This window comes from Sphingorhabdus sp., from assembly GCF_046292425.1.
GTDB lineage: Bacteria > Pseudomonadota > Alphaproteobacteria > Sphingomonadales > Sphingomonadaceae > Sphingorhabdus_B.
In genome coordinates, this window is the sequence record NZ_JBKBQV010000006.1 from 31296 (window position 1) to 49826 (window position 18531).

Annotated in this window: 21 protein-coding genes and 1 tRNA gene; 12 read left to right on the forward strand and 10 right to left on the reverse strand. The window is 54.0% G+C overall.

Annotated features, from left to right (window positions below; translation table 11 throughout):
* The first annotated feature begins 55 nt into the window (after positions 1–55).
* The 4 genes from ACK4S7_RS02470 to ACK4S7_RS02485 all read left to right on the forward strand — a co-directional run bounded on the left by ACK4S7_RS02470 (position 56) and on the right by ACK4S7_RS02485 (position 4403).
* Entirely contained in the window at positions 56–1882 is a 1827-nt protein-coding gene (locus tag ACK4S7_RS02470) for a DEAD/DEAH box helicase (protein WP_409644187.1), read from the forward strand.
* A gap of 87 nt (positions 1883–1969) precedes the next feature.
* A complete protein-coding gene (locus ACK4S7_RS02475) occupies positions 1970–3181 on the forward strand; it encodes an LL-diaminopimelate aminotransferase (RefSeq protein WP_409644189.1) in 1212 nt (403 codons plus the stop codon).
* Between the two features lies 1 nt (position 3182).
* A complete protein-coding gene (locus ACK4S7_RS02480; RefSeq protein ID WP_409644191.1) occupies positions 3183–3647 on the forward strand; it encodes an acyl-CoA thioesterase in 465 nt (154 codons plus the stop codon).
* A 27-nt stretch (positions 3648–3674) separates the two neighbouring features.
* Positions 3675–4403 carry a class I SAM-dependent methyltransferase gene (locus ACK4S7_RS02485; protein WP_409644193.1) on the forward strand — a complete coding sequence of 243 codons (729 nt, stop codon included), beginning with the start codon at positions 3675–3677 and terminating at the stop codon, positions 4401–4403.
* A 6-nt stretch (positions 4404–4409) separates the two neighbouring features.
* Here ACK4S7_RS02485 and ACK4S7_RS02490 read toward each other — a convergent pair whose 3' ends face one another.
* On the reverse strand, positions 4410–4946 hold the full coding sequence (locus ACK4S7_RS02490; protein ID WP_409644195.1) for an adenine phosphoribosyltransferase: 537 nt from the start codon (positions 4944–4946) through the stop codon (positions 4410–4412).
* Between the two features lie 239 nt (positions 4947–5185).
* Here ACK4S7_RS02490 and ACK4S7_RS02495 point away from each other — a divergent pair, with 239 nt between their 5' ends.
* Entirely contained in the window at positions 5186–6094 is a 909-nt protein-coding gene (locus ACK4S7_RS02495) for a hypothetical protein (protein ID WP_409644197.1), read from the forward strand.
* 82 nt (positions 6095–6176) lie between these two features.
* Here the strand turns inward: ACK4S7_RS02495 and rplL are convergent, their stop codons facing one another.
* The 5 genes from rplL to rplK form a co-directional block, all read right to left on the reverse strand.
* Positions 6177–6548: a 50S ribosomal protein L7/L12 gene (gene rplL, locus ACK4S7_RS02500; protein WP_409644200.1), complete on the reverse strand. Its 372-nt coding sequence runs from the start codon at positions 6546–6548 to the stop codon at positions 6177–6179.
* Positions 6549–6636: 88 nt separating this feature from the next.
* Positions 6637–7152, reverse strand: coding sequence for a 50S ribosomal protein L10 (rplJ, locus tag ACK4S7_RS02505; RefSeq protein WP_409644202.1), 516 nt, complete (start codon positions 7150–7152; stop codon positions 6637–6639).
* Between the two features lie 289 nt (positions 7153–7441).
* Positions 7442–7570, reverse strand: coding sequence for a hypothetical protein (locus tag ACK4S7_RS02510; RefSeq protein WP_409644204.1), 129 nt, complete (start codon positions 7568–7570; stop codon positions 7442–7444).
* Positions 7571–9289: 1719 nt separating this feature from the next.
* Positions 9290–9985: a 50S ribosomal protein L1 gene (gene rplA / locus ACK4S7_RS02515; RefSeq protein WP_409644206.1), complete on the reverse strand. Its 696-nt coding sequence runs from the start codon at positions 9983–9985 to the stop codon at positions 9290–9292.
* Positions 9986–9989: 4 nt separating this feature from the next.
* A complete protein-coding gene (gene rplK, locus ACK4S7_RS02520; protein WP_409644208.1) occupies positions 9990–10421 on the reverse strand; it encodes a 50S ribosomal protein L11 in 432 nt (143 codons plus the stop codon).
* A 253-nt stretch (positions 10422–10674) separates the two neighbouring features.
* Here rplK and ACK4S7_RS02525 point away from each other — a divergent pair, with 253 nt between their 5' ends.
* Positions 10675–11952 carry a sensor histidine kinase gene (locus ACK4S7_RS02525; RefSeq protein ID WP_409644210.1) on the forward strand — a complete coding sequence of 426 codons (1278 nt, stop codon included), beginning with the start codon at positions 10675–10677 and terminating at the stop codon, positions 11950–11952.
* Positions 11953–11980: 28 nt separating this feature from the next.
* A complete protein-coding gene (locus tag ACK4S7_RS02530; protein WP_409644213.1) occupies positions 11981–12433 on the forward strand; it encodes a hypothetical protein in 453 nt (150 codons plus the stop codon).
* Positions 12434–12466: 33 nt separating this feature from the next.
* Here the strand turns inward: ACK4S7_RS02530 and nusG are convergent, their stop codons facing one another.
* Together nusG and secE are read right to left on the reverse strand one after the other, a co-directional pair.
* Positions 12467–13003: a transcription termination/antitermination protein NusG gene (nusG, locus tag ACK4S7_RS02535; protein WP_409644215.1), complete on the reverse strand. Its 537-nt coding sequence runs from the start codon at positions 13001–13003 to the stop codon at positions 12467–12469.
* Positions 13004–13045: 42 nt separating this feature from the next.
* Complete coding sequence (gene secE / locus ACK4S7_RS02540) at positions 13046–13246, reverse strand: preprotein translocase subunit SecE (RefSeq protein WP_409644217.1); 201 nt, start codon at positions 13244–13246, stop codon at positions 13046–13048.
* 230 nt (positions 13247–13476) lie between these two features.
* On the opposite strand from secE, the gene ACK4S7_RS02545 reads away from it, so the two are divergent.
* Positions 13477–14382 carry a DUF808 domain-containing protein gene (locus ACK4S7_RS02545; RefSeq protein WP_409644219.1) on the forward strand — a complete coding sequence of 302 codons (906 nt, stop codon included), beginning with the start codon at positions 13477–13479 and terminating at the stop codon, positions 14380–14382.
* A gap of 53 nt (positions 14383–14435) precedes the next feature.
* Here the strand turns inward: ACK4S7_RS02545 and ACK4S7_RS02550 are convergent, their stop codons facing one another.
* Positions 14436–15653: a dicarboxylate/amino acid:cation symporter gene (locus tag ACK4S7_RS02550; protein WP_409644221.1), complete on the reverse strand. Its 1218-nt coding sequence runs from the start codon at positions 15651–15653 to the stop codon at positions 14436–14438.
* A gap of 419 nt (positions 15654–16072) precedes the next feature.
* Here ACK4S7_RS02550 and ACK4S7_RS02555 point away from each other — a divergent pair, with 419 nt between their 5' ends.
* From ACK4S7_RS02555 to ACK4S7_RS02570, 4 genes are all read left to right on the forward strand, one after another.
* Positions 16073–16432, forward strand: a complete 360-nt coding sequence (locus tag ACK4S7_RS02555) for a YidH family protein (protein ID WP_409644223.1) — start codon at positions 16073–16075, stop codon at positions 16430–16432.
* 223 nt (positions 16433–16655) lie between these two features.
* Complete coding sequence (locus ACK4S7_RS02560) at positions 16656–17417, forward strand: TonB family protein (RefSeq protein ID WP_409644226.1); 762 nt, start codon at positions 16656–16658, stop codon at positions 17415–17417.
* Between the two features lie 85 nt (positions 17418–17502).
* Positions 17503–17649 carry a hypothetical protein gene (locus ACK4S7_RS02565; RefSeq protein WP_409644228.1) on the forward strand — a complete coding sequence of 49 codons (147 nt, stop codon included), beginning with the start codon at positions 17503–17505 and terminating at the stop codon, positions 17647–17649.
* A gap of 76 nt (positions 17650–17725) precedes the next feature.
* The gene (locus ACK4S7_RS02570; protein WP_409644230.1) at positions 17726–18133 is read left to right on the forward strand and encodes a host attachment protein; all 408 of its coding nucleotides are present in this window, start codon (positions 17726–17728) and stop codon (positions 18131–18133) included.
* A gap of 224 nt (positions 18134–18357) precedes the next feature.
* Here the strand turns inward: ACK4S7_RS02570 and ACK4S7_RS02575 are convergent.
* Positions 18358–18433, reverse strand: a tRNA-Trp gene (locus ACK4S7_RS02575).
* Positions 18434–18531: the final 98 nt, after the last annotated feature.

Sequence of the window (18531 nt, forward strand, 5' to 3'; positions counted from 1 at the left end):
TGTTGTGCAGCGCAGCATGGACATTCGATAAAAAAGAGCGCAAAGGCGCGAAATAATGACATTTGAAAATATACCTCCGCTTCTTGATGAAGCGCTCACCGCGCGTGGATATACCACGTTAACTCCAGTTCAAGACGCTGTTATTGCTGAGGAAGCGATAGGACGCGATCTGGTTGTTTCCGCGCAAACCGGCTCAGGAAAAACTGTAGCATTTGGTCTCGCTATGGCGCCCCAGATTCTTGATGGCGGGCTCGTAAGCCTTGCACGAGAACCTGCTGCCCTCATCATTGCGCCGACCCGCGAGCTTGCATTGCAGGTGAGTCGCGAACTCATGTGGCTATATGCAAAGGCTGGCGTGCGCATCGCGACTTGCGTCGGCGGTATGGATGCTTCGAAGGAACGCCGCGCGTTGAACCAGGGGGCGCAGATTGTCGTCGGTACCCCCGGACGGCTTCGCGATCACCTTGAGCGCGGCGCGCTTGACCTGTCGGCATTAAAGGTCGCGATTCTCGATGAAGCCGATGAAATGCTCGACATGGGCTTTCGCGAAGAGCTTGAAGAAATTTTGAATGCAACGCCGGAAGGTCGTCGGACATTGCTGTTTTCGGCCACCATGCCGAAGCCGATTGTATCGCTCGCAAAACGCTATCAGCGCGATGCACTGCGCATTTCGACCGTTGGTGAGGACCGCGGGCATGGCGACATTAGCTATCAGGTGGTTACAGTTGCTCCGCCGGACATTGAAAACGCGGTCGTTAACCTGCTGCGTTTGCATGAGGCGGAAACCGCTATTTTGTTTTGCGCAACGCGCGAAAACGTCCGTCGCTTGCACGCCAGCCTGACCGAGCGAGGATTTAATGTTGTTGCCCTGTCGGGTGAGCATTCGCAGTCCGAACGGAACCACGCGCTTCAGGCCTTGCGGGACCAGCGGGCACGCGTTTGCGTAGCGACTGATGTTGCTGCACGCGGGATCGACTTGCCGAACCTCTCTTTGGTCGTTCACGTTGAATTGCCGCGCGATGCCGAAGGTCTTCAGCATAGGTCGGGTCGCACGGGCCGTGCGGGCCGCAAGGGCACAGCGGTACTGATCGTGCCGTATCAGCGCCGCAAGCGTGTCGAATCCATGTTGCGCGGCGCAAAGATTGAAGCGGACTGGATCAAGGTGCCAACTGCGGCGGATATCCGTGCAAAAGACCATGATCGTCTGCTTGAAACACTTTTAGCTCCCGTAGAGGTGGAAGACGAAGATCGGGCGCTGGGTGCCAAATTGCTTGAAACGATGTCTGCAGAAGACATCGCTGCGGCTTTGGTACGTGTGCATCGCGCCAAAATGCCGCAAGCAGAAGAACTGCTTGATGACGGGAGCCGGGAGCGTCCACGCGACGACCATCGCGCGGGATTTGACGATTCTGTCTGGTTCAAGCTGAATGTCGGACGCCGTAACAATGCCGACCCTAAATGGATTTTACCGCTGCTGTGCCGACGTGGCGGCGTGACCAAGAACGACATTGGTGCCATTCGCATTGCCGCGAATGAAACGCATGTTGGCATTGCTGCTGCTGCAGTCGCAAAGTTCACCAAGGCGATTGCGCAGCCGGGGCATGACGAAGACAATGACGTAGAGATCGTGCAGGCCAATGGTCCGCCACGAGAGGCAGCGCGCGCGAACAAGCGTATGGGCCGTGATGGCGACCGTCCGCAGCGTGCCCAACTGGGCGTAAACCCGCGCAGTGATGGTCCGCCACGTGGCGGCAACTATCGCGGTGACGGACCGCGTGGCGGCGGTTCGAACCGCGACGGCGCGCGCCCATTCCGCAAGGATGGCCCACCCCCGTCGAAGCATGGTGTGAAACACAAGGCAAAGGGCAACCGGCCACGTTGATCGATGCCTGACATAGTTTTTCTGGAAATGCGCTAAAACTTCGCGCATGAGGGCGGTCTTGAACTAACCAACCCGAAACGGGAGCCAATGTCCGAAGAATTCTACCGCATCAAACGCTTGCCGCCTTATGTCATCGCTGAAGTCAATGCGATGCGTGCGGCGGCCCGTGGCGCGGGTGAGGACATAATTGATCTGGGCATGGGCAACCCCGATTTGCCCCCGCCGCCACATGTGATCGAAAAACTGTGCGAAGTCGCGCGGAAGCCCGATGCTCATGGCTATTCGGCGTCCAAGGGTATTCCAGGTCTACGCAAGGCGCAGGCCAATTATTATGGCAGGCGCTTTGGCGTTGACATCGATCCTGAAAATGAAGTCGTCGTGACCATGGGGTCGAAAGAAGGTCTAGCCAGCCTCGCGACGGCCATCACTGCGCCGGGCGACGTCGTTCTGGCGCCAAACCCCAGCTACCCAATCCATACATTTGGTTTCATCATTGCAGGTGCAACGATCCGGTCGGTGCCTACCACGCCTGATGAAAATTACTTTCTCTCTTTGGAACGCGCCATGGCCTTCACCGTGCCACGTCCGTCAATTTTGGTGGTGAACTATCCGTCCAACCCGACCGCCGAGACCGTTGATCTTGCCTTTTATGAACGGCTGGTCGCTTGGGCAAAAGAGAATAAGGTCTGGATTTTGTCCGACCTTGCATATTCAGAGCTGTATTTCGACGGCAACCCGACGCCTTCGATTTTGCAGGTCAAAGGCGGCAAGGACGTCGCGGTTGAATTCACATCCTTGTCCAAAACCTATTCGATGGCCGGTTGGCGGGTCGGCTTTGCCGTTGGCAACCGTGACCTGATTGCGGCGATGACACGCGTAAAAAGCTATCTTGATTACGGTGCGTTCACACCGATTCAGGCGGCTGCCTGTGCGGCGCTCAATGGACCTCAGGATATTGTCGAACAAAACCGCCAGCTTTATCACAAGCGCCGCGATATCCTTGTAGAAGCGTTCGGGCGGGCAGGATGGGATATCCCGGCACCGCGCGCGTCGATGTTTGCCTGGGCACCGTTGCCGCCTGCGCTGGCGCATCTGGGCAGCCTTGAATTTTCCAAGCAATTGCTCACCGAAGCGAAGGTCGCGGTCGCGCCGGGCGTTGGCTATGGCGAAGATGGCGAAGGTTATGTGCGTATTGCAATGGTGGAAAATGAACATCGGCTTCGGCAAGCTGCGCGCAACGTGAAGCGTTATCTGCAGTCAATGGGCGTCAATACGCCTGGACAGTCGAAGGCGATCTGACATGGCGCGTACCGATTTTGCCTTCCACCATCGCTTCCGCGTGCGCTGGTCTGAAACCGATGCGCAAGGCGTCGTCTTCAACGCGCGCTATCTCGATTATGCTGACGTTGCCATTACTGAATATTGGCGTGCCGTTAAATTCCGCGAATATGCCAATGGTGCGCCGATGGAATTTCACGTCAAGAAAGCCACTGTCACTTGGTTTGCCCCGATTAAACCCGATGAGTTGATTGAGGTCATGGCCCGCACGATAGCAACTGGCCGAACGAGCATGACGCAGTTGGTGGAAATTCATGGCTGCACCGAAGACGGTTCCGATGATCTGCGTGCGACAATCGATTTGGTCAGTGTGCATGTGGACCTCGACATCCACCGCCCCATTCCTTTGCCTGACTGGGTGAAGGACGTTTTTAATGCCTTTGATAGCCAAGCGGCCCAGACGCCGTCTGCGCTGGCCGAAGCCTGAGGCGTCGGCAAGATGCGCCGGAAGGTTATGACTAATAAAATCGCTGCGCTCACCCTTGGGTTAATGCTGGTCAGCGGATGCACCCCCGAGAGCACGTCCGACGAGCAAAGCACAACGTCGGTTGAGTTTCCTCGCGCTGATCGGTTGGTGTCCGAAATTGGCGATACTCAGTTTTCCACTGAGGCAGCGCGAGACGAAGCAGGCGAATCTGAATTCGTCATGGATTGGGCGGGTATTCAGCTCGGCACAACTGTCGCCGATATTGGAGCAGGCGAGGGATATTACACAATCCGGCTCGCCGAAAGGGTTGGCCCCAGGGGCCGCGTATTGGCACAGGATATCAACCGGGGAGCTCTGGACCGCCTTGGCGAACGTGTCACCCGCGAGCAATTAGACAATGTGGCAATCAAGGAAGGCGCTGTTGATGACCCCCGGTTGCCCGAAAACAGCTTTGACCGGATCTTCATGGTCCACATGTACCATGAAATTGAGGAGCCATACGCATTTCTGTGGCGGATGCGGCCGGCCTTGGCAAAGGGTGGGCAGGTTATTGTCGTCGATCGCGACCGCCCGACTGACCGCCATGGAATTCCGCCAAAGCTGTTATTCTGCGAATTTGATGCCGTCGGGTACCGTCTCACCGGTTTTACCGAGCAATTGAAACTCGGCGGCTATATAGCGCGGTTCGAAGTCAGCGGTGCACGTCCTGATCCATCAGCTATCCGAACGTGCGCCAGCCGTTACCCGCAATCCTGATATTCGTCAGTCGCCATCGAAATCGATGAGCGCATTAACACGAATATTCTGAGCACGTAACTTTTCAGCGCCGCCCAGATCGGGCAAATCGACAATGAACAACGCTTGTTCCACCTTGCCGCCACCTTGCCGGATAAGGTCAACGCCCGCCAATGCGGTTCCACCCGTCGCAACCAGATCGTCCACAAGAAGTACTTTCTGGCCGGGCTTCACATGGCCAACATGCATTTCAATCCGGTCAGTGCCATATTCCAGCTTATAATCCGTGCCGATTTTTTCCCCTGGAAGCTTGCCTGGCTTGCGGAGCATCAGTTGTCCCAGTCCCAGGACATAAGCCAAGCCAGAAGCTACTATGAATCCCCGCGCCTCAATGCCGGCAACCAGCGTTGTGTCTTCGTCAACCAACCCCGCCAGCCGGTCGATTGTCATGCGGTAGCCTTTTGCATCCAGAAGCAAACTGGAAACATCGCGGAACATGATGCCCGGTTTAGGGTAATCTGGAATGCTGCGGATTAGAGCGGAAAGATCTTCATTTTGTGTCATCCCCGCTACGTGCCTTTGTCGTCGGCAAATTTCAAAGAAAAAACTGATGGGAACGACAATGGGGGCATGCCCGTCGCTCATTATCAATATGATGTAGAGAGGAATTTTTGGCTGAACGGCGGGTGAACCGCCGCCCTTTTCACTCATCTCATCGCCAAAGCTGCACGTCACAGCGGTGCAAGCGGGGCCGAGAATTGTGATGAGCCGTTGGCACTCTGTTAGTCTTTAGGAGAATAGATATGACGAACGCACGTTCTGTGAAGTCATTTACTAAAACAGCATTGGTCGCAGCACTTTTAAGCGGATCGTGTCTCGCTGCGGCACAAGAGGCTCCAATCGTAACTTCGACACCTGCACCCGTCCCACAGGCGGAAGTTCAGCCTGCCCCGGCTACGACGGTAGCGCCGCCACCACTTGTGCGGACACTGCCTACGGAGAATGATGTTGTGAACCCCGCAGCGCAACAACAGGCTGCAGAGGAAGCGAATGCGCGGGCGACCCCGGCGCCAGTTGCACGCAGCAGGGTTGCGGCTCCGGTGCAAGCACGTCCAATACAGCCCCAAGGTGGAAGCCCCGCACCAGCGACACCTTCCGCGGAATCGACGATATTCAACGAACCGGCGATTTCGACTGCCCTTCCTCCCGTGGAAAATGCAACCAGCACCGTGACAAGTCCACAAAACGCTGGTTCCGAGGCTGAGGCTGCACCTGCAGTTGAAAGTGCGGATAATGATCTGCCGCTATTCGCTGGCTTAGCGGCTGCACTGGCGGCGCTTGGGCTCGGCGGCTTATTTATGGCACGTCGTCGACGCGTTCCTGAGGATGAGCGGCAAACTATCGGCCACAAGCATATTGCACACGCGACCGTGGTTCCAGTTACGCCGACACAGGCGCAGGTGCCTATACAGACGGCCGTCGCTCCTCAAGAGCGGCCTAGGTTACGCGAGTCGGTCAACAGTCGGCCCGACATACCGGTTACCGATCCATTGTTCAGCACGCCGGTTGTCGCAGGACCAATTACCGATCCTATGTTCGCACCGCGCAATGATGTGCAGACGCCAATAACTGACCCGCTATTTGCAAAACATAAGGGTTTTGCAGGACGTCTGCGGGATTCACGGCCCAACTTGACGCCTGAAACCGTCTGACACATGGCTGCCATGACAAAAAAAGGGCGGTGCCGAAGCGCCGCCCTTTTGAATGTTGAAAAGATGAACTTTTCGAAACGAATTACTTGAGTTCGACGGTTCCGCCGGCTGCAAGGATCTTCGCCTTGATTTCTTCGGCTTCTGCCTTGTTGACGCCTTCCTTGATCGCCTTTGGCGCGGACTCAACAAGAGCCTTTGCTTCGGTCAGACCAAGTGCAGTGATCGCACGGACTTCCTTGATGACTGCAATCTTGTTGCCGCCATCGCCGGTCAAGATAACGTCAAATTCTGTCTGCTCTTCAGCAGCAGGTGCAGCGGCGGCAGCAGGGCCAGCAACAGCAACAGCAGCAGCGGCGCTAACGCCCCACTTTTCTTCCAAAGCCTTTGCAAGTTCAGCCGCTTCGAGAACGGTCAACGCCGAAAGTTGGTCTACGAGCTTTTCAATATCAGCCATTTAAATAACACTCCGATTTTCTGTCATATCTGTAGGGCCCGCCCAGCCGGTTAAAAACCATGGGACGCAGCCGGTTTCACTAAAAAAGTTACGCTGCCTCTTGGTCAGCATAGGCACCAAAAACGCGTGCCAATTTCGCAGCTGGTGCGGTCGACAACTGGGCAAGCTTCGTTGCCGGTGCTTGTACAAGCCCGATAATCGTAGAGCGCAGTTGATCGAGCGATGGCAACGAAGCCAACGCCTTTACACCGTTTACATCGAGGAAAGTGTCACCCATCGCGCCGCCGACAATTTCAAGTTTGTCATTGGTCTTGGCGAACTCGACCGCAACTTTCGCTGCAGCGACCGGGTCCGACGATGTGGCGAGCGCTGTAGGTCCGGTGAGCAATTCTGCTACCGAACCATAAGACGTTCCCTCAAGGGCGATTTTGGCAAGACGGTTCTTGGCGACCTTATAGGTTGCGCCCGCATCGCGCATCTTCAAACGAAGGTCCGTCGATTGTGCAACCGTCAGCCCGAGATTCCGGGTGACGACGACAACCGCCGCTTCATTGAAAGTGGCGTTCAGCGATGCAACTGTTTCGGTCTTTTCAGAACGGTTCATGCATTACTCCTTATTCGGGCCGTTCCGGCGAACCGGGCAAGCCCAACACGAAAAGCGAAGCACCCAGATGGGCGCTTGCGCTGACTTGGTCCGTGGGGAAGTTTCATGCCGAGCCGCGACACAGGTCGGAGCATTGGCGAAGGACGGCAAAGCCAATCCTGAAATCTCTATCCCCGTCTAGGCTGGACATTAAGAACGGCAAATTCCGTTCACCAACTGTCTCGGACGGTTGCCGGTGGAGCCGTCGCTCCACCGAACAGGGGTGCCACTAGCAGGGTTGGGGGGAGAGTCAAGGGCGGAAGGGCGTTCGCTTGGCGATACACAGGAACGCGGTGCCATTTTCGTTCGCATCGAGCGCAGTCGAGATGTCCTGCGGGCGTCGCGCAACGACCAGGGGTGTCTTGGCTTCGCGCGACACGAACGGGGTAGCCCGCGCTGCTGATTTATGCGCAGTTGCGCCGGAAGGTCACACTAAGGTCTCACCAAAACAGTTTGTGAACGACTTCGGCTGATTAAATGCCCCTGCAGCCACTGGGCGGTCAATGATGTCGTGGTGCGAAGATGACAGCCCAAATCCTACATTGCAAGGGAGCAGTACAAATTTCAAGCAGTGCTGAAAAGCTGCCATTTGCTAATTAGAACGACGAACGCCTAGTGAACGACACAGATAAACAGTATCTCCAACGAATTAGAATGAAGTAGAGTTATTTGTAACGCCATCGCCATTAAGCTGCGGATATGTCTTGGATCTTGCCATCAAACATAACAAGAATGCGGTCGGCAGCAGCAATGGTCTCTTGCCTATGCGCAGAGCGCAACATCACCGAGGAGGCTGCTTTGCTTCTGGGACAAACGATTGATGCGGAACAATTTTTACATTTTCTCAAGTCAAGTATAGTTTTATGACGTATGGAATATTGTGCAATATGTGGATTATCATTATGCCAGATGTTGCAAATAATATGCTGCGCTTGTAAATAATAATTGTCCTAAAAAAGAATATAGTTTGAAAGAAAAAGCCAATTGTTGGCCATACTGATGACATTACGGCGCCATGAGCAAAAAAAGCGATTAGAGTAGTTAAAATAATGAAAGAAGCTATTTTAAAATTTTGCCTCATATTTAAATTATCGCATGTAATATAAATTAAAGCTACTATTGCAGATTCTGCAAATGGTGAAATAAATATAGTATCTAAAGAGTCTACAATATTACTGAATGGATAATCCGACGGTTTGCGTATCTTGTATTTTTGAGAATAAATAAAAAAAGAAAACAAAAATAAGGGAATATATATTAGAATCCAGTATTTTAATGACCGGATGACAATATCCATAAAAAATGGACGACTTTTTAATATTCTTAATTTTAGATGATATGTGCCGCCCATTATAATACTACTTAATATTTCGAATGCCGTTAGCGCGGTAAGTTGTTGTGCCGACCCAATGTATATCTATCATAAAATCAACAAACCTTCCCGCTGATCTCCATGGACTGTCGGCTGCTTCCCCTACTGATTCCCAAAAACCGCATCCATTGACGGCTCCAATCTCATCAGAGCTTAATTCCTGAATACCACTCGCAGGCGCAAAGGCGGCACTATGATCAACGTAAGACATACACACTCCCTTATCTAGAATTACCACGGTCGTGGCAGGCACAATTTTCCTTCAACCGGTTGAAGTGTCAATTAAGCTGTGTGTAAAATTTGATAAATTATCCTATATTTACATGGTGTTAATAGTGGGGGAGCGTCTGCTTTCCAGAACGGAATCGTTTAAACCTCAGACAGCGTTTGGTTTGGCTAACGGCGGCCCCTCGAACGATATCACTGATATGGTCGGCAAGTTCATTGAGCCGTTAGCCCGAGTTTCCATGACATCGACGAAGGAGTGGCTTAGGAAACGCCGCAGATAAGAATGTGCGTTGAATGAGCTGCCTTGCCGCACGCAGCGGCACCGCGGGGTTAGGTTTTAATGCGTGATGGATCCCGCCTTCGCGGGGATGACTGAGTAAATTGGGGATGACGAGGTCATTCGGTAACGAGGTGGTTTCGCGGTTGAACTCTATGATTGCACAACAAAAAAGGGCCGGAGGTTTCCCTCCAGCCCTTTTTGTTGATTACCCGAAAGTCTTAGGCGCCAGCGACGTCGGCCAAGTCAATCTTGAGACCTGGGCCCATTGACGAGCTGATGGCTACGCGGCGGACATATTTGCCCTTTGATCCGCTTGGCTTGCTCTTGATGACCGCGTCGACCAACGCGTCGAAATTCTTGCGCAGGTCGGAATCGGAGAAGCTTTTCTTGCCGATGCCGCTGTGGATGATGCCTTGCTTTTCCACGCGGAATTCAACCTGGCCAGCTTTTGCAGCCTTGACGGCTTCAGCAACGTCCATGGTAACCGTGCCCAACTTCGGGTTTGGCATCAGGCCTTTTGGACCCAATGTCTTACCCAAGCGGCCAACAATGCCCATCATGTCAGGCGTTGCGATAACGCGGTCATAATCGAGATTACCAGCCAGCATGTCTTCCATAAGGTCTTCAGCGCCGACCTTGTCAGCACCAGCAGCCGTCGCAGCAGTGGCCTTGTCGCCACGTGCGAAGACAGCAACCTTCATCTCCTTGCCGGTACCGGCAGGAAGCGAAACCATGCCGCGAACCATCTGGTCAGCATGACGTGGGTCAACGCCGAGGTTCAACGCGACTTCAATGGTCTCGTCAAACTTAGCGGTCGCCAGTTCCTTGATCGTCTTCAGCGCTTCATCAACGCCATAGAGCTTGTCAGCATCGAGATGCGCGAGCGACTTTGCTTTTTTAGTCAGCTTGGCCATGTTCTCAGCCCTCCACGATTTCAAGGCCCATGGCGATTGCCGAGCCCGAGATGATTTTCACTGCCGCGTCCATGTCGTTCGCGTTGAGGTCGGCCATCTTGATGGTCGCGACTTCTTCCAGTTGCTTGCGGGTAATTTTACCTGCCGACAGCTTGCCAGGTTCTTTTGAACCGGATTTCAGGCCCAGAACCTTCTTGATCAGATAGGTCGCAGGCGGTGCCTTCATGGTGAAGGTAAAGCTTTTGTCAGCGAATACCGTGATTTTCGTTGGAATCGGCGTGCCTTTTTCCATGTCGGCGGTCGCCGCATTGAACTGCTTGCAGAATTCCATGATGTTCACGCCGCGCTGACCCAATGCTGGGCCGATTGGCGGGGATGGAGTGGCTGAACCTGCAGCAACCTGCAGGCCGATATAGCCGTCAATTTTCTTGGCCATTAAAGGCGTCCTTTCATTCTTTTCCCAAAAATGCCGAAGCACAATGGGTCAAATTAAGCGGTCAAACAGTCGCGTCCAAATTTCTTTGGCAACAACCTCCCGCACGAGAATCCCAAGGTTGAACTCGGGAACGAGGGCCGATAGACGATACTACGTGCTTTGGAAAGACTTTGTTGTCCGACATTAGCTTTGTTGACCAATTTGGCTTGTTGGGTCATGGCAAGTGTCGAGGAGATTGCGATTGGAACAACTGTTGAAACCTCTCGCTCTCTGGTGGTCTCGGAACCTGCCGAAAATCACGTTGTTGCTGCTTATCGCGACATTTGCGGGCACAGTATATGTTTTCATAACAACCAACGCAAACGAGCGAACAATCCGGGCGCAGTCAGTCCAGATTACCGAGACCTTAAGCGATTTACGCGAGATTGTCCGCGTTGGTGTCGATGCCGAAACCGGCGCTCGCGGCTATGTCCTGACGGAAGATAAGGAATTTCTGGAGCCTTATAATCAGGCGTATCGCATATGGCTTTCCGATATTGATGAACTTCAGGCCAAGTTTGAGAAAGCAGGCGAAGAGGAGGATGCTGTCGCCGTCGGGCAAATCCGTTCGTTAGCCGAGAAGAAGCTTCAGTTCATCGATCAAATCGTGACCCTAACGGCGCAAGGGCAGCGCGACCAAGCCATTCGGGAAACGGAGACCAAGTACGGGAAATTATTGCTGGATAACATCAGGGATGCTGTCAATCGGCTGGAGATGAAGCAACAGCGCAAACTCGCTGAGACCATCGGCCGCGCCGACAACATCCAAATTGGCGTTTTTGCCATTTTGATGACTTCGTTGCTGCTTGTCGTTGCGCTAGCTTATTTCAGCTTTGTGCAAGAACGGCGCGCGAGCAGAGTTGCACTGCTCGATCAGCAGGCGACGCTTCTTCGTCAGGGTAAGGAACAAGCCGATCTGGTTGCACAGGAACTGAACCACCGGGTCAAGAACCTGTTTGCCGTGATTTTATCCTTAGTGACATTGTCGGCGCGCGGTAGCAAGGATGTCCCCGAAACCGTTGAGAGAATTCGCAACCGGATTCACGCGTTATCTCTTGCCCATTCCGTATCGCAAGGGACAGGAGGGATCAGTTCCGTTGACCTGAAAGAGTTGCTGACCGCAACACTCGCGCCATATCGAAATGCTGCAAATGTCATCATCGACGATGGAGGGTCAGTCAGCTTGCCAGTCGGCGCAATGACGCCATTGGGGCTTGTCGTACACGAACTCGCCACCAACGCTTTGAAATACGGGGCGCTTTCGACTGCCGATGGAATGCTGAAAATTTCTTGGGAAAAATGCGGTAGTGCAATATCGCCAGAAGTGCGTATCACTTGGCGGGAATTTGGTTTCTATGGAACGAAACCCAAAGACTCAAAAGGCTTTGGGTCTAAAATGATTTCAGCTTCGACACAGCAGTTGAAAGGTCGCGTGGAGCAACGCTGGCTGGACGACGGAATGGAGCTTTGCCTGCAATTTCCAGTTTCGTGACGGCAAGGGTGATTTAAAGGAAAATATAGTGGTCGTTGGTTTTGGTTCTTTACACGCATCCGGGCAGTACACTCCGAATATTACGTCCGTACCCGGATTTACCTCAGAGCATGATGAACTCCGGCTCGCCAATCTACGCATCATGGTTGTCGAAGACGAGGTTTTGGTTGCCATGGCGATTGAAGATGCACTCGTTTCCGCGGGCGCTACTGTCATTGGCCCGGCGATGACTGTTTCGAGCGGGCTGGTGTTGTTGGACCGCGAAGACGAAATTGATGGCGCAATTCTGGATATCAACGTCGACAACGAACTCGTATTTCCGATTGCCGAACGTTTGCGCGATCAGGGGATTCCGGTCATTTTCCATACCGCTTATGCCAACAATGTCGAAATGCAGGCAACATTTCCCGACGCAATCATATGCACAAAGCCAGCGCTGAACGAAGAGCTGGTGGCAGTGGCTGCAGCGCGATTTGGATAATGTAAGTTCGGCGATAATATCGCCGAACCAGCGTTACTTCATCAATTCGACTTCTTCGAAATCCAGCTCGACCGGTGTTGCGCGGCCGAAGATGCTGACTGACACCTTGACGCGGTTCTTGTCGAAATCGAGTTCTTCGACCAACCCGTTGAAACTTGCAAACGGACCGCCAAGCACCTTTACCTGATCGCCAATTTCGTAGTCGACCGACACGCGCTTCTTTGGTGCGGATTCGAGTTCCTGCTTGGTATTGAGAATGCGGGCAGCTTCGGATTCGCTGATCGGCTGTGGTTTGTTACCAGCGCCCAGAAATCCAGTGACCTTCGGCGTGTTTTTCACCAAGTGATACACATCGTCATTCATGTTCAGTTTTGCCAGAACATAGCCGGGAAAGAATTTGCGTTCCGCCTTGATCTTCTTGCCACGACGAACCTCAGTGACCTGCTCGGTCGGAACCTCGACAGCTTCGACCAATTGTGAGAGGCCAATGCGCTCAGCTTCGGAAAGAATCTGATCTCGGACCTTGTTTTCAAAGCCAGAATAAGCGTGAATGATGTACCAGCGTGCCATAATATCTATTCTTTTCCCCAAAATTCTCTGGAGGGGCTTCGCTTAGCCTTGAGCAAGCGCGAGCAGTCCCTTTACGATTGCGGCAAATACCGCGTCGACGCCTAAAAAGAAGATGGCAAGGATGATCGTCATGATCAACACCATGATGGCGGTCTGCACGGTTTCCTGCCTTGTGGGCCATACTACCTTGCCAATTTCAGTCCGTACCTGACGGATGAACTCACCGGGGCTTGTCTTTGCCATATCGTTTCTTCCTGTTCGATCCCGAGGATAGCCGCCAGCGCTCCGACCGGCGGGTCGAGAGCGATATAGGTTCCGATTTCGGAAAGACTAGGCCTTTAGCGAGGGAATCGGTGTGAGGCAAGTCCGTTTCGGAAAGTGCACTCCAACAAGCCGACATTGTCGAACAGCCTTGAACTATTAAGTCTTTTGGTTATTTCCCGTGCCTTCAACCCGCCAAGGAAACACCCCAAATGCCATCCGGTCTTGCTGCTTTACTCGACGATATCGCCACGATTGCAAAAGTTGCAGCCGCCTCCGTCGACGATGTCGCTGCTGCTGCGGGCAAGGCCGGAAGCAAGGCCGCAGGTGTTGTCATCGATGACACGGCTGTCACCCCGCAATATGTCACAGGGTTCACCCCCGACCGGGAATTGCCGATCATCTGGCGCATTGCCAAGGGTTCTTTTTTCAACAAGCTGGTGATCATATTGCCGGTCGCGCTGCTGCTCAGCCTGTTTCTGCCCTGGGCGATCACCCCCATTTTGATGCTGGGTGGTGCATATCTGTGTTTCGAAGGCGCGGAAAAGGTTTGGGAAAAACTCGTCCCGCACGAAAAAGAAAATCTGATCGAAGAACTGGCTGAACTGACCAGCGCCGAGCATGAAGCAGCCATGGTGAAGGGCGCAGTGCGCACCGACTTCATCCTGTCGGCAGAAATCATGGCGATTGCGTTGAACGAGGTCAAAAACCTTGCCGAAACTTCAATCTGGCTTGAGGCAGGCGTGTTGGCCATGGTTGCCATTGCAATCACCATCGCGGTATATGGTGTCGTTGGCCTGATCGTTAAAATGGATGATATCGGCCTTCACATGGCGCAGCGCGAGAATGGCGGTTCACAGGCCATTGGGCGCACTTTGGTTAAAGCTATGCCCAAATTGCTTGCCGCATTGTCGACTATCGGAACAGCAGCAATGCTCTGGGTCGGCGGACAGATTATCGTCCACGGCTTTGGTGTGCATCCTGCGGAGTTTTTCGGTCTATATGAAGGCGGGCTGGCATGGGTGGTCGACGCAGCATTGAGCGGCATTGCCGGGCTTGCAATCGGTGCGGTAATTGTTTTGGTGCATCATCAGTTTGCAAAGCCCAAGGCGCATTAATATCGCGACTGCGTCAGGCGAGGGCCTGACCGCAATCGCCATTTCTAACTGAGTTAGGTCGGATGGTTACCCGGCTTATGCCCGGCCAGCCGCATGACGGTGAGATCAGCAGTGACATTACCCAAAGTGCGAAAGACGTCTGGCAGCGTTTCAATCGCAAGCAACAAAGGGAGCAGCGTTACGGGTACACCCATGGCAACGCAGACAGGCGCGATCACGGCAAAAAAAGAAACCTGCGCGGGAAGCCCGACTGCACCGACGCTGACGGCGGCGGCAACCAGTGCGCCTGCGATGAAGGTGCCGGTTGTGATCGGCACACCGTGAAGCTGCGCAAGATAAACAGCAACCGCGACATTGGCTGCGGCGCTCGCTGCACGGAATAACGAGACCGCAAGCGGCAGGATAATTCCCGCGCTGGCAGTATCGACCCGGAGCGCTGGTGCCGCTGACAGCATCACGGGCAAAGATGCGAGCGACGATTGCGTCGACATCGCCACTGCCTGAGCGGGGATCACGGCCCGCGCAAACTTAATCACGCCAGCCAGCCCTAACGTCGCAGCAAGTATGTGCATCATGGTCGCAATGGTCAGGCAAACCAGAATGATGACGATGACATAATGCAAGAGAATGCCCGCTGCACCGGCTCCGAGTGCAACCCCGACGCCAAATGCGAGGGCAAGCACGCCAATTGGTGCAATCCATAAGACCCACCCGACAATGACCAGCATCGTTTCTGCAATGCCCCGAAACATTCTGGCAATATTTTCGCCATGATCGCGGTCGATGCGCGTAAGCGCAAAGCCAAAGAGCAATGCGAACACGACGAGGGGTACCATCGCGGTGTCTGCTGCTGCCTTCACGATATTGGCAGGAATAATGTTATCAGTCCAAGCGCCGGTCGTCATTGGAACCGGCGCGGCTACAGCGGCGGTTAACCGCGCTGCCTGATCTGGAATGGGCGATAGCTGAAGCAAGCCCAAAGCCACCAAACCGCCGAGCAACGATACAACAACCAGCAATCCGGCAAACCACGCCATGGCACGTCGCGCAATGGCATTGCCGCCACTTTGGCCCGCCTCGAACACGCCTGCAATCAGCAGTGCGGTGACGAGTGGAACGACCGTCATTGTCAACGCATCAAGCCAGAGCTTACCTATGGGCCGGGCTACCGAAAGCAGCGGACCTTCATAATTAGTGCCTGCGAAGAGTGATCCGGCCGACAATCCCACAGTCAGCGCAATCAGGAGCCGTATTGCTGGCATATTCAGCATGGCGGATGCAGAAATCACGATGTTCGCTCAACTAGTGGCACGGCTATCCTTTTTTCGTAAGCACCTGTCAGCCTTTTTGTCTGCGTGAGGAGTGCGGGTGGGAGTAAACGCTGCAACCGGCTAACCTAGCCGTTGTTCCGTTGTCTTTCGGCAGCCGGCAACTTTGATCGGGGTTTGCACCCCCTCTTGATTCAATCGCCGTCGACACTTGGGTAATTGCAAGTTTCATGCAAAATATGGCGTCCCTCAGCCAGTGGCGGCGGACGCGGCGCCACCTGCCTCGCCTGACCGACCATCCCATGCTCTCTTACCAGATGGCAGGGTTCAGAAGCTTCGGCGCGCCGTATAGGTTTACTTAAGGAACACATATGTTCGGTGCAGATTATTGAAAAGTGACTTTATTTTTTATGGAGCGGAAGGTGACTGACGGGCCAAGCCGGAACGATTTGTCGGAAGATCGTACAATTCTTGCAAATGAGCGGACCTTTGGCAGCTGGATGCGGACCAGCCTGGGGTGCGTTGCTATTGGTGTCGGATTCCAAGGTCTTTTTCCTTCCATGGAGCCCCCCTGGGTGCCGCGTGCCATTGCAACAGGCTTCCTCATTCTAGCTATGCTCGTTATAATTCTTGCGCAGCGCAGGGCAGCCGCGGTGATCAGCAGGCTTGATGCGCATGCCATAGTAAACGCGCGCGCGATAAACTTACAGATATTCGCAATGCTGGTTTGTGTTGGATCCATTGCGCTGATTGCAGCAATCTGGACGGTCAAAATCACATGACAAACGCCATTTTAGGCTAGTCTAGCTGTGATTATTTTCGAAACCCTTGACCACGTCGCTCCGATAGCGTGCGCTTTGGCTTCGACAGGGAGCGCCGTCGGTTGTACTTTGCGTCATTCTTGGAGGCTTCACGTCCGCGCGTTAACGTGGCGGAATTATGGGGGAGCAACTGGCGTTTCGGGTTTCCCATGCAAAAAACGACAGGCTGAAGTCCGCGACCGCGGTGGCACTGATTCACATTGTGGTTGGCTATGTGATCCTGAACGCATTCGACTACCGCCCTGGCGACGTGGTGAGGGCATCGCTGGACAGCTTGCATGTGTTCGACGTTTCAATTCATTCCTTCGTGCCGGACAATAAGCCTATACAGGCATCGCCCGAACCCGAAGGCGCGGCGTCGGCCGCTAACCTCAAAAAGACAAGCGCCCCGCGTGAAGCGCCCAAACGCATAATCGAAATTCCCCAGCCAAAGTCGCTGCCGGCAGCGCCGAAGGCAGGCAGCGGCAACGACACTGACGCAGGTGCGGCCGATATCCCTGGCCAAGGCACGGGCGCAGGTGGTGTAGGATCAGGCTTTGGCAGCGGCAACAGCGGCGACGGCCCAGGCGGAGGCGGTCTTGCGTCTCGCGCCGAATTGATCCGCGGCAGGATTACCAATGCAGATTATCCCAAATCGGCAACTGCAGCGCGGCAAGGCGGCTCGGTTACCGCGCATTTCACCGTCGGCGCCAATGGCGTTCCGAGCAAATGCCGAGTGGTGAAATCGAGTGGCAATGCAGATATTGATGCCACCACCTGTCGCCTCATTGAACAGCGGTTCCGCTATGAGCCGGCGCGCAACAAGGCAGGACATCCGATCAGCGATGTCGCCGGCTGGCAACAGACATGGTGGCTTGAACGCGGGAAGCGCAGATTCATTCGCCCTGAAGACGACCTGCCGAAGCCGCCGCCAGTCTATGTGCCTGCGCCAGGCGATAAAGGATGAACGAAAAAGGGTGCATTTAGGGCGATTGTCCTAATGTCGGAACATCGCAGCCGCCTCCCGGTTTTCTTGCCATAGGAGAAGTGACATGACCGACCAGAAGAAAAAAGGCGATCGCAGGCAGTGGGAAAATGAGGACGTTGGAGGCAATCGTAAACAGGATAACTCCGACGAAGCCAGCCGCAGCAATACCGATACTGCCAATCAGAATAGCGGCACCGGTAAGCGAGATTAGGCGCGCGTCTCGCCCAACTATTTAGGCGTCCGCAAATAACATCAGTATATAACTTTAATAACGATGGACCATTTTTATGAAATTGCCTCACGGAGCCCATGTTGCAGTAGTTGATGGGTCAAGATTTATATGGCTCTCCAATATCGGTGACGACGTCCACCCGCAGCTAAACCATCTAGGTTCGCCCGATCTTGACCCGACCAACCGTAGCCAAGGCAAGATGCGCCATTCCATTACAACAAGTCAGAATGCTGGCAACGACCTAGATGAAGCAGCGCACGTCGCGGCGGCCGCAGACTGGATCAACCACCAAGCAATGACGAACAAAATTGAACAGTTGGTGATTGTTGCGGATAAGCGATCATTGGGCGAATTGCGGCGCCATTATCATCTTGAGCTGGAAAAACGCTTGATCGGCGAGGTAGGCAAGGCCCTGACCAACCATCCCCTCACAGATATCGAGCAAGCAATCACTGATGCCTGACACCAGAACCCGGCGTTGCGGGCGGGGCCTTAATTGTTCGGCTCAACGGTTCGGGTCATTGCTTCGGGAGTAAAATATTAAAACCCGTAAGGGCGCTGGGCATCGTTACCGTATCGTCCGTGGGGGCTTCGTTTTCACTGCGTTCTGCTCCACCAGATTTGGCAGTTCACACGATGCTGACGGCAAGGGGGCCGCTCACCAGATTGAAAAACATGAAAACAAAATGGCAGGAGTTGGGGGACTCGAACCCACGACCCTCGGTTTTGGAGACCGATGCTCTACCAACTGAGCTAAACTCCTGCACTCCGCATTCATGCGAAGGAGAGTGCCCTTAACGCCGATATGCGAACGGGGCAAGTCTGCTTTCGCAAACCGACCCTGTTCCTGACGCATTTTGT

What these genes read in the sequence shown, in the direction of transcription:
- ACK4S7_RS02470 (WP_409644187.1), top strand. Translation starts at nt 56, where the DNA reads ATGACATTTGAAAATATACCTCCGCTTCTTGATGAAGCGCTCACCGCG.
- rplA (WP_409644206.1), bottom strand. Translation starts at nt 9,985, where the DNA reads ATGGCCAAGCTGACTAAAAAAGCAAAGTCGCTCGCGCATCTCGATGCT.
- rplL (WP_409644200.1), bottom strand. Translation starts at nt 6,548, where the DNA reads ATGGCTGATATTGAAAAGCTCGTAGACCAACTTTCGGCGTTGACCGTT.
- ACK4S7_RS02480 (WP_409644191.1), top strand. Translation starts at nt 3,183, where the DNA reads ATGGCGCGTACCGATTTTGCCTTCCACCATCGCTTCCGCGTGCGCTGG.
- ACK4S7_RS02475 (WP_409644189.1), top strand. Translation starts at nt 1,970, where the DNA reads ATGTCCGAAGAATTCTACCGCATCAAACGCTTGCCGCCTTATGTCATC.
- nusG (WP_409644215.1), bottom strand. Translation starts at nt 13,003, where the DNA reads ATGGCACGCTGGTACATCATTCACGCTTATTCTGGCTTTGAAAACAAG.
- secE (WP_409644217.1), bottom strand. Translation starts at nt 13,246, where the DNA reads ATGGCAAAGACAAGCCCCGGTGAGTTCATCCGTCAGGTACGGACTGAA.
- ACK4S7_RS02550 (WP_409644221.1), bottom strand. Translation starts at nt 15,653, where the DNA reads ATGCTGAATATGCCAGCAATACGGCTCCTGATTGCGCTGACTGTGGGA.
- rplJ (WP_409644202.1), bottom strand. Translation starts at nt 7,152, where the DNA reads ATGAACCGTTCTGAAAAGACCGAAACAGTTGCATCGCTGAACGCCACT.
- ACK4S7_RS02485 (WP_409644193.1), top strand. Translation starts at nt 3,675, where the DNA reads ATGACTAATAAAATCGCTGCGCTCACCCTTGGGTTAATGCTGGTCAGC.
- ACK4S7_RS02570 (WP_409644230.1), top strand. Translation starts at nt 17,726, where the DNA reads ATGAAATTGCCTCACGGAGCCCATGTTGCAGTAGTTGATGGGTCAAGA.
- ACK4S7_RS02490 (WP_409644195.1), bottom strand. Translation starts at nt 4,946, where the DNA reads ATGACACAAAATGAAGATCTTTCCGCTCTAATCCGCAGCATTCCAGAT.
- rplK (WP_409644208.1), bottom strand. Translation starts at nt 10,421, where the DNA reads ATGGCCAAGAAAATTGACGGCTATATCGGCCTGCAGGTTGCTGCAGGT.
- ACK4S7_RS02545 (WP_409644219.1), top strand. Translation starts at nt 13,477, where the DNA reads ATGCCATCCGGTCTTGCTGCTTTACTCGACGATATCGCCACGATTGCA.
- ACK4S7_RS02495 (WP_409644197.1), top strand. Translation starts at nt 5,186, where the DNA reads ATGACGAACGCACGTTCTGTGAAGTCATTTACTAAAACAGCATTGGTC.
- ACK4S7_RS02565 (WP_409644228.1), top strand. Translation starts at nt 17,503, where the DNA reads ATGACCGACCAGAAGAAAAAAGGCGATCGCAGGCAGTGGGAAAATGAG.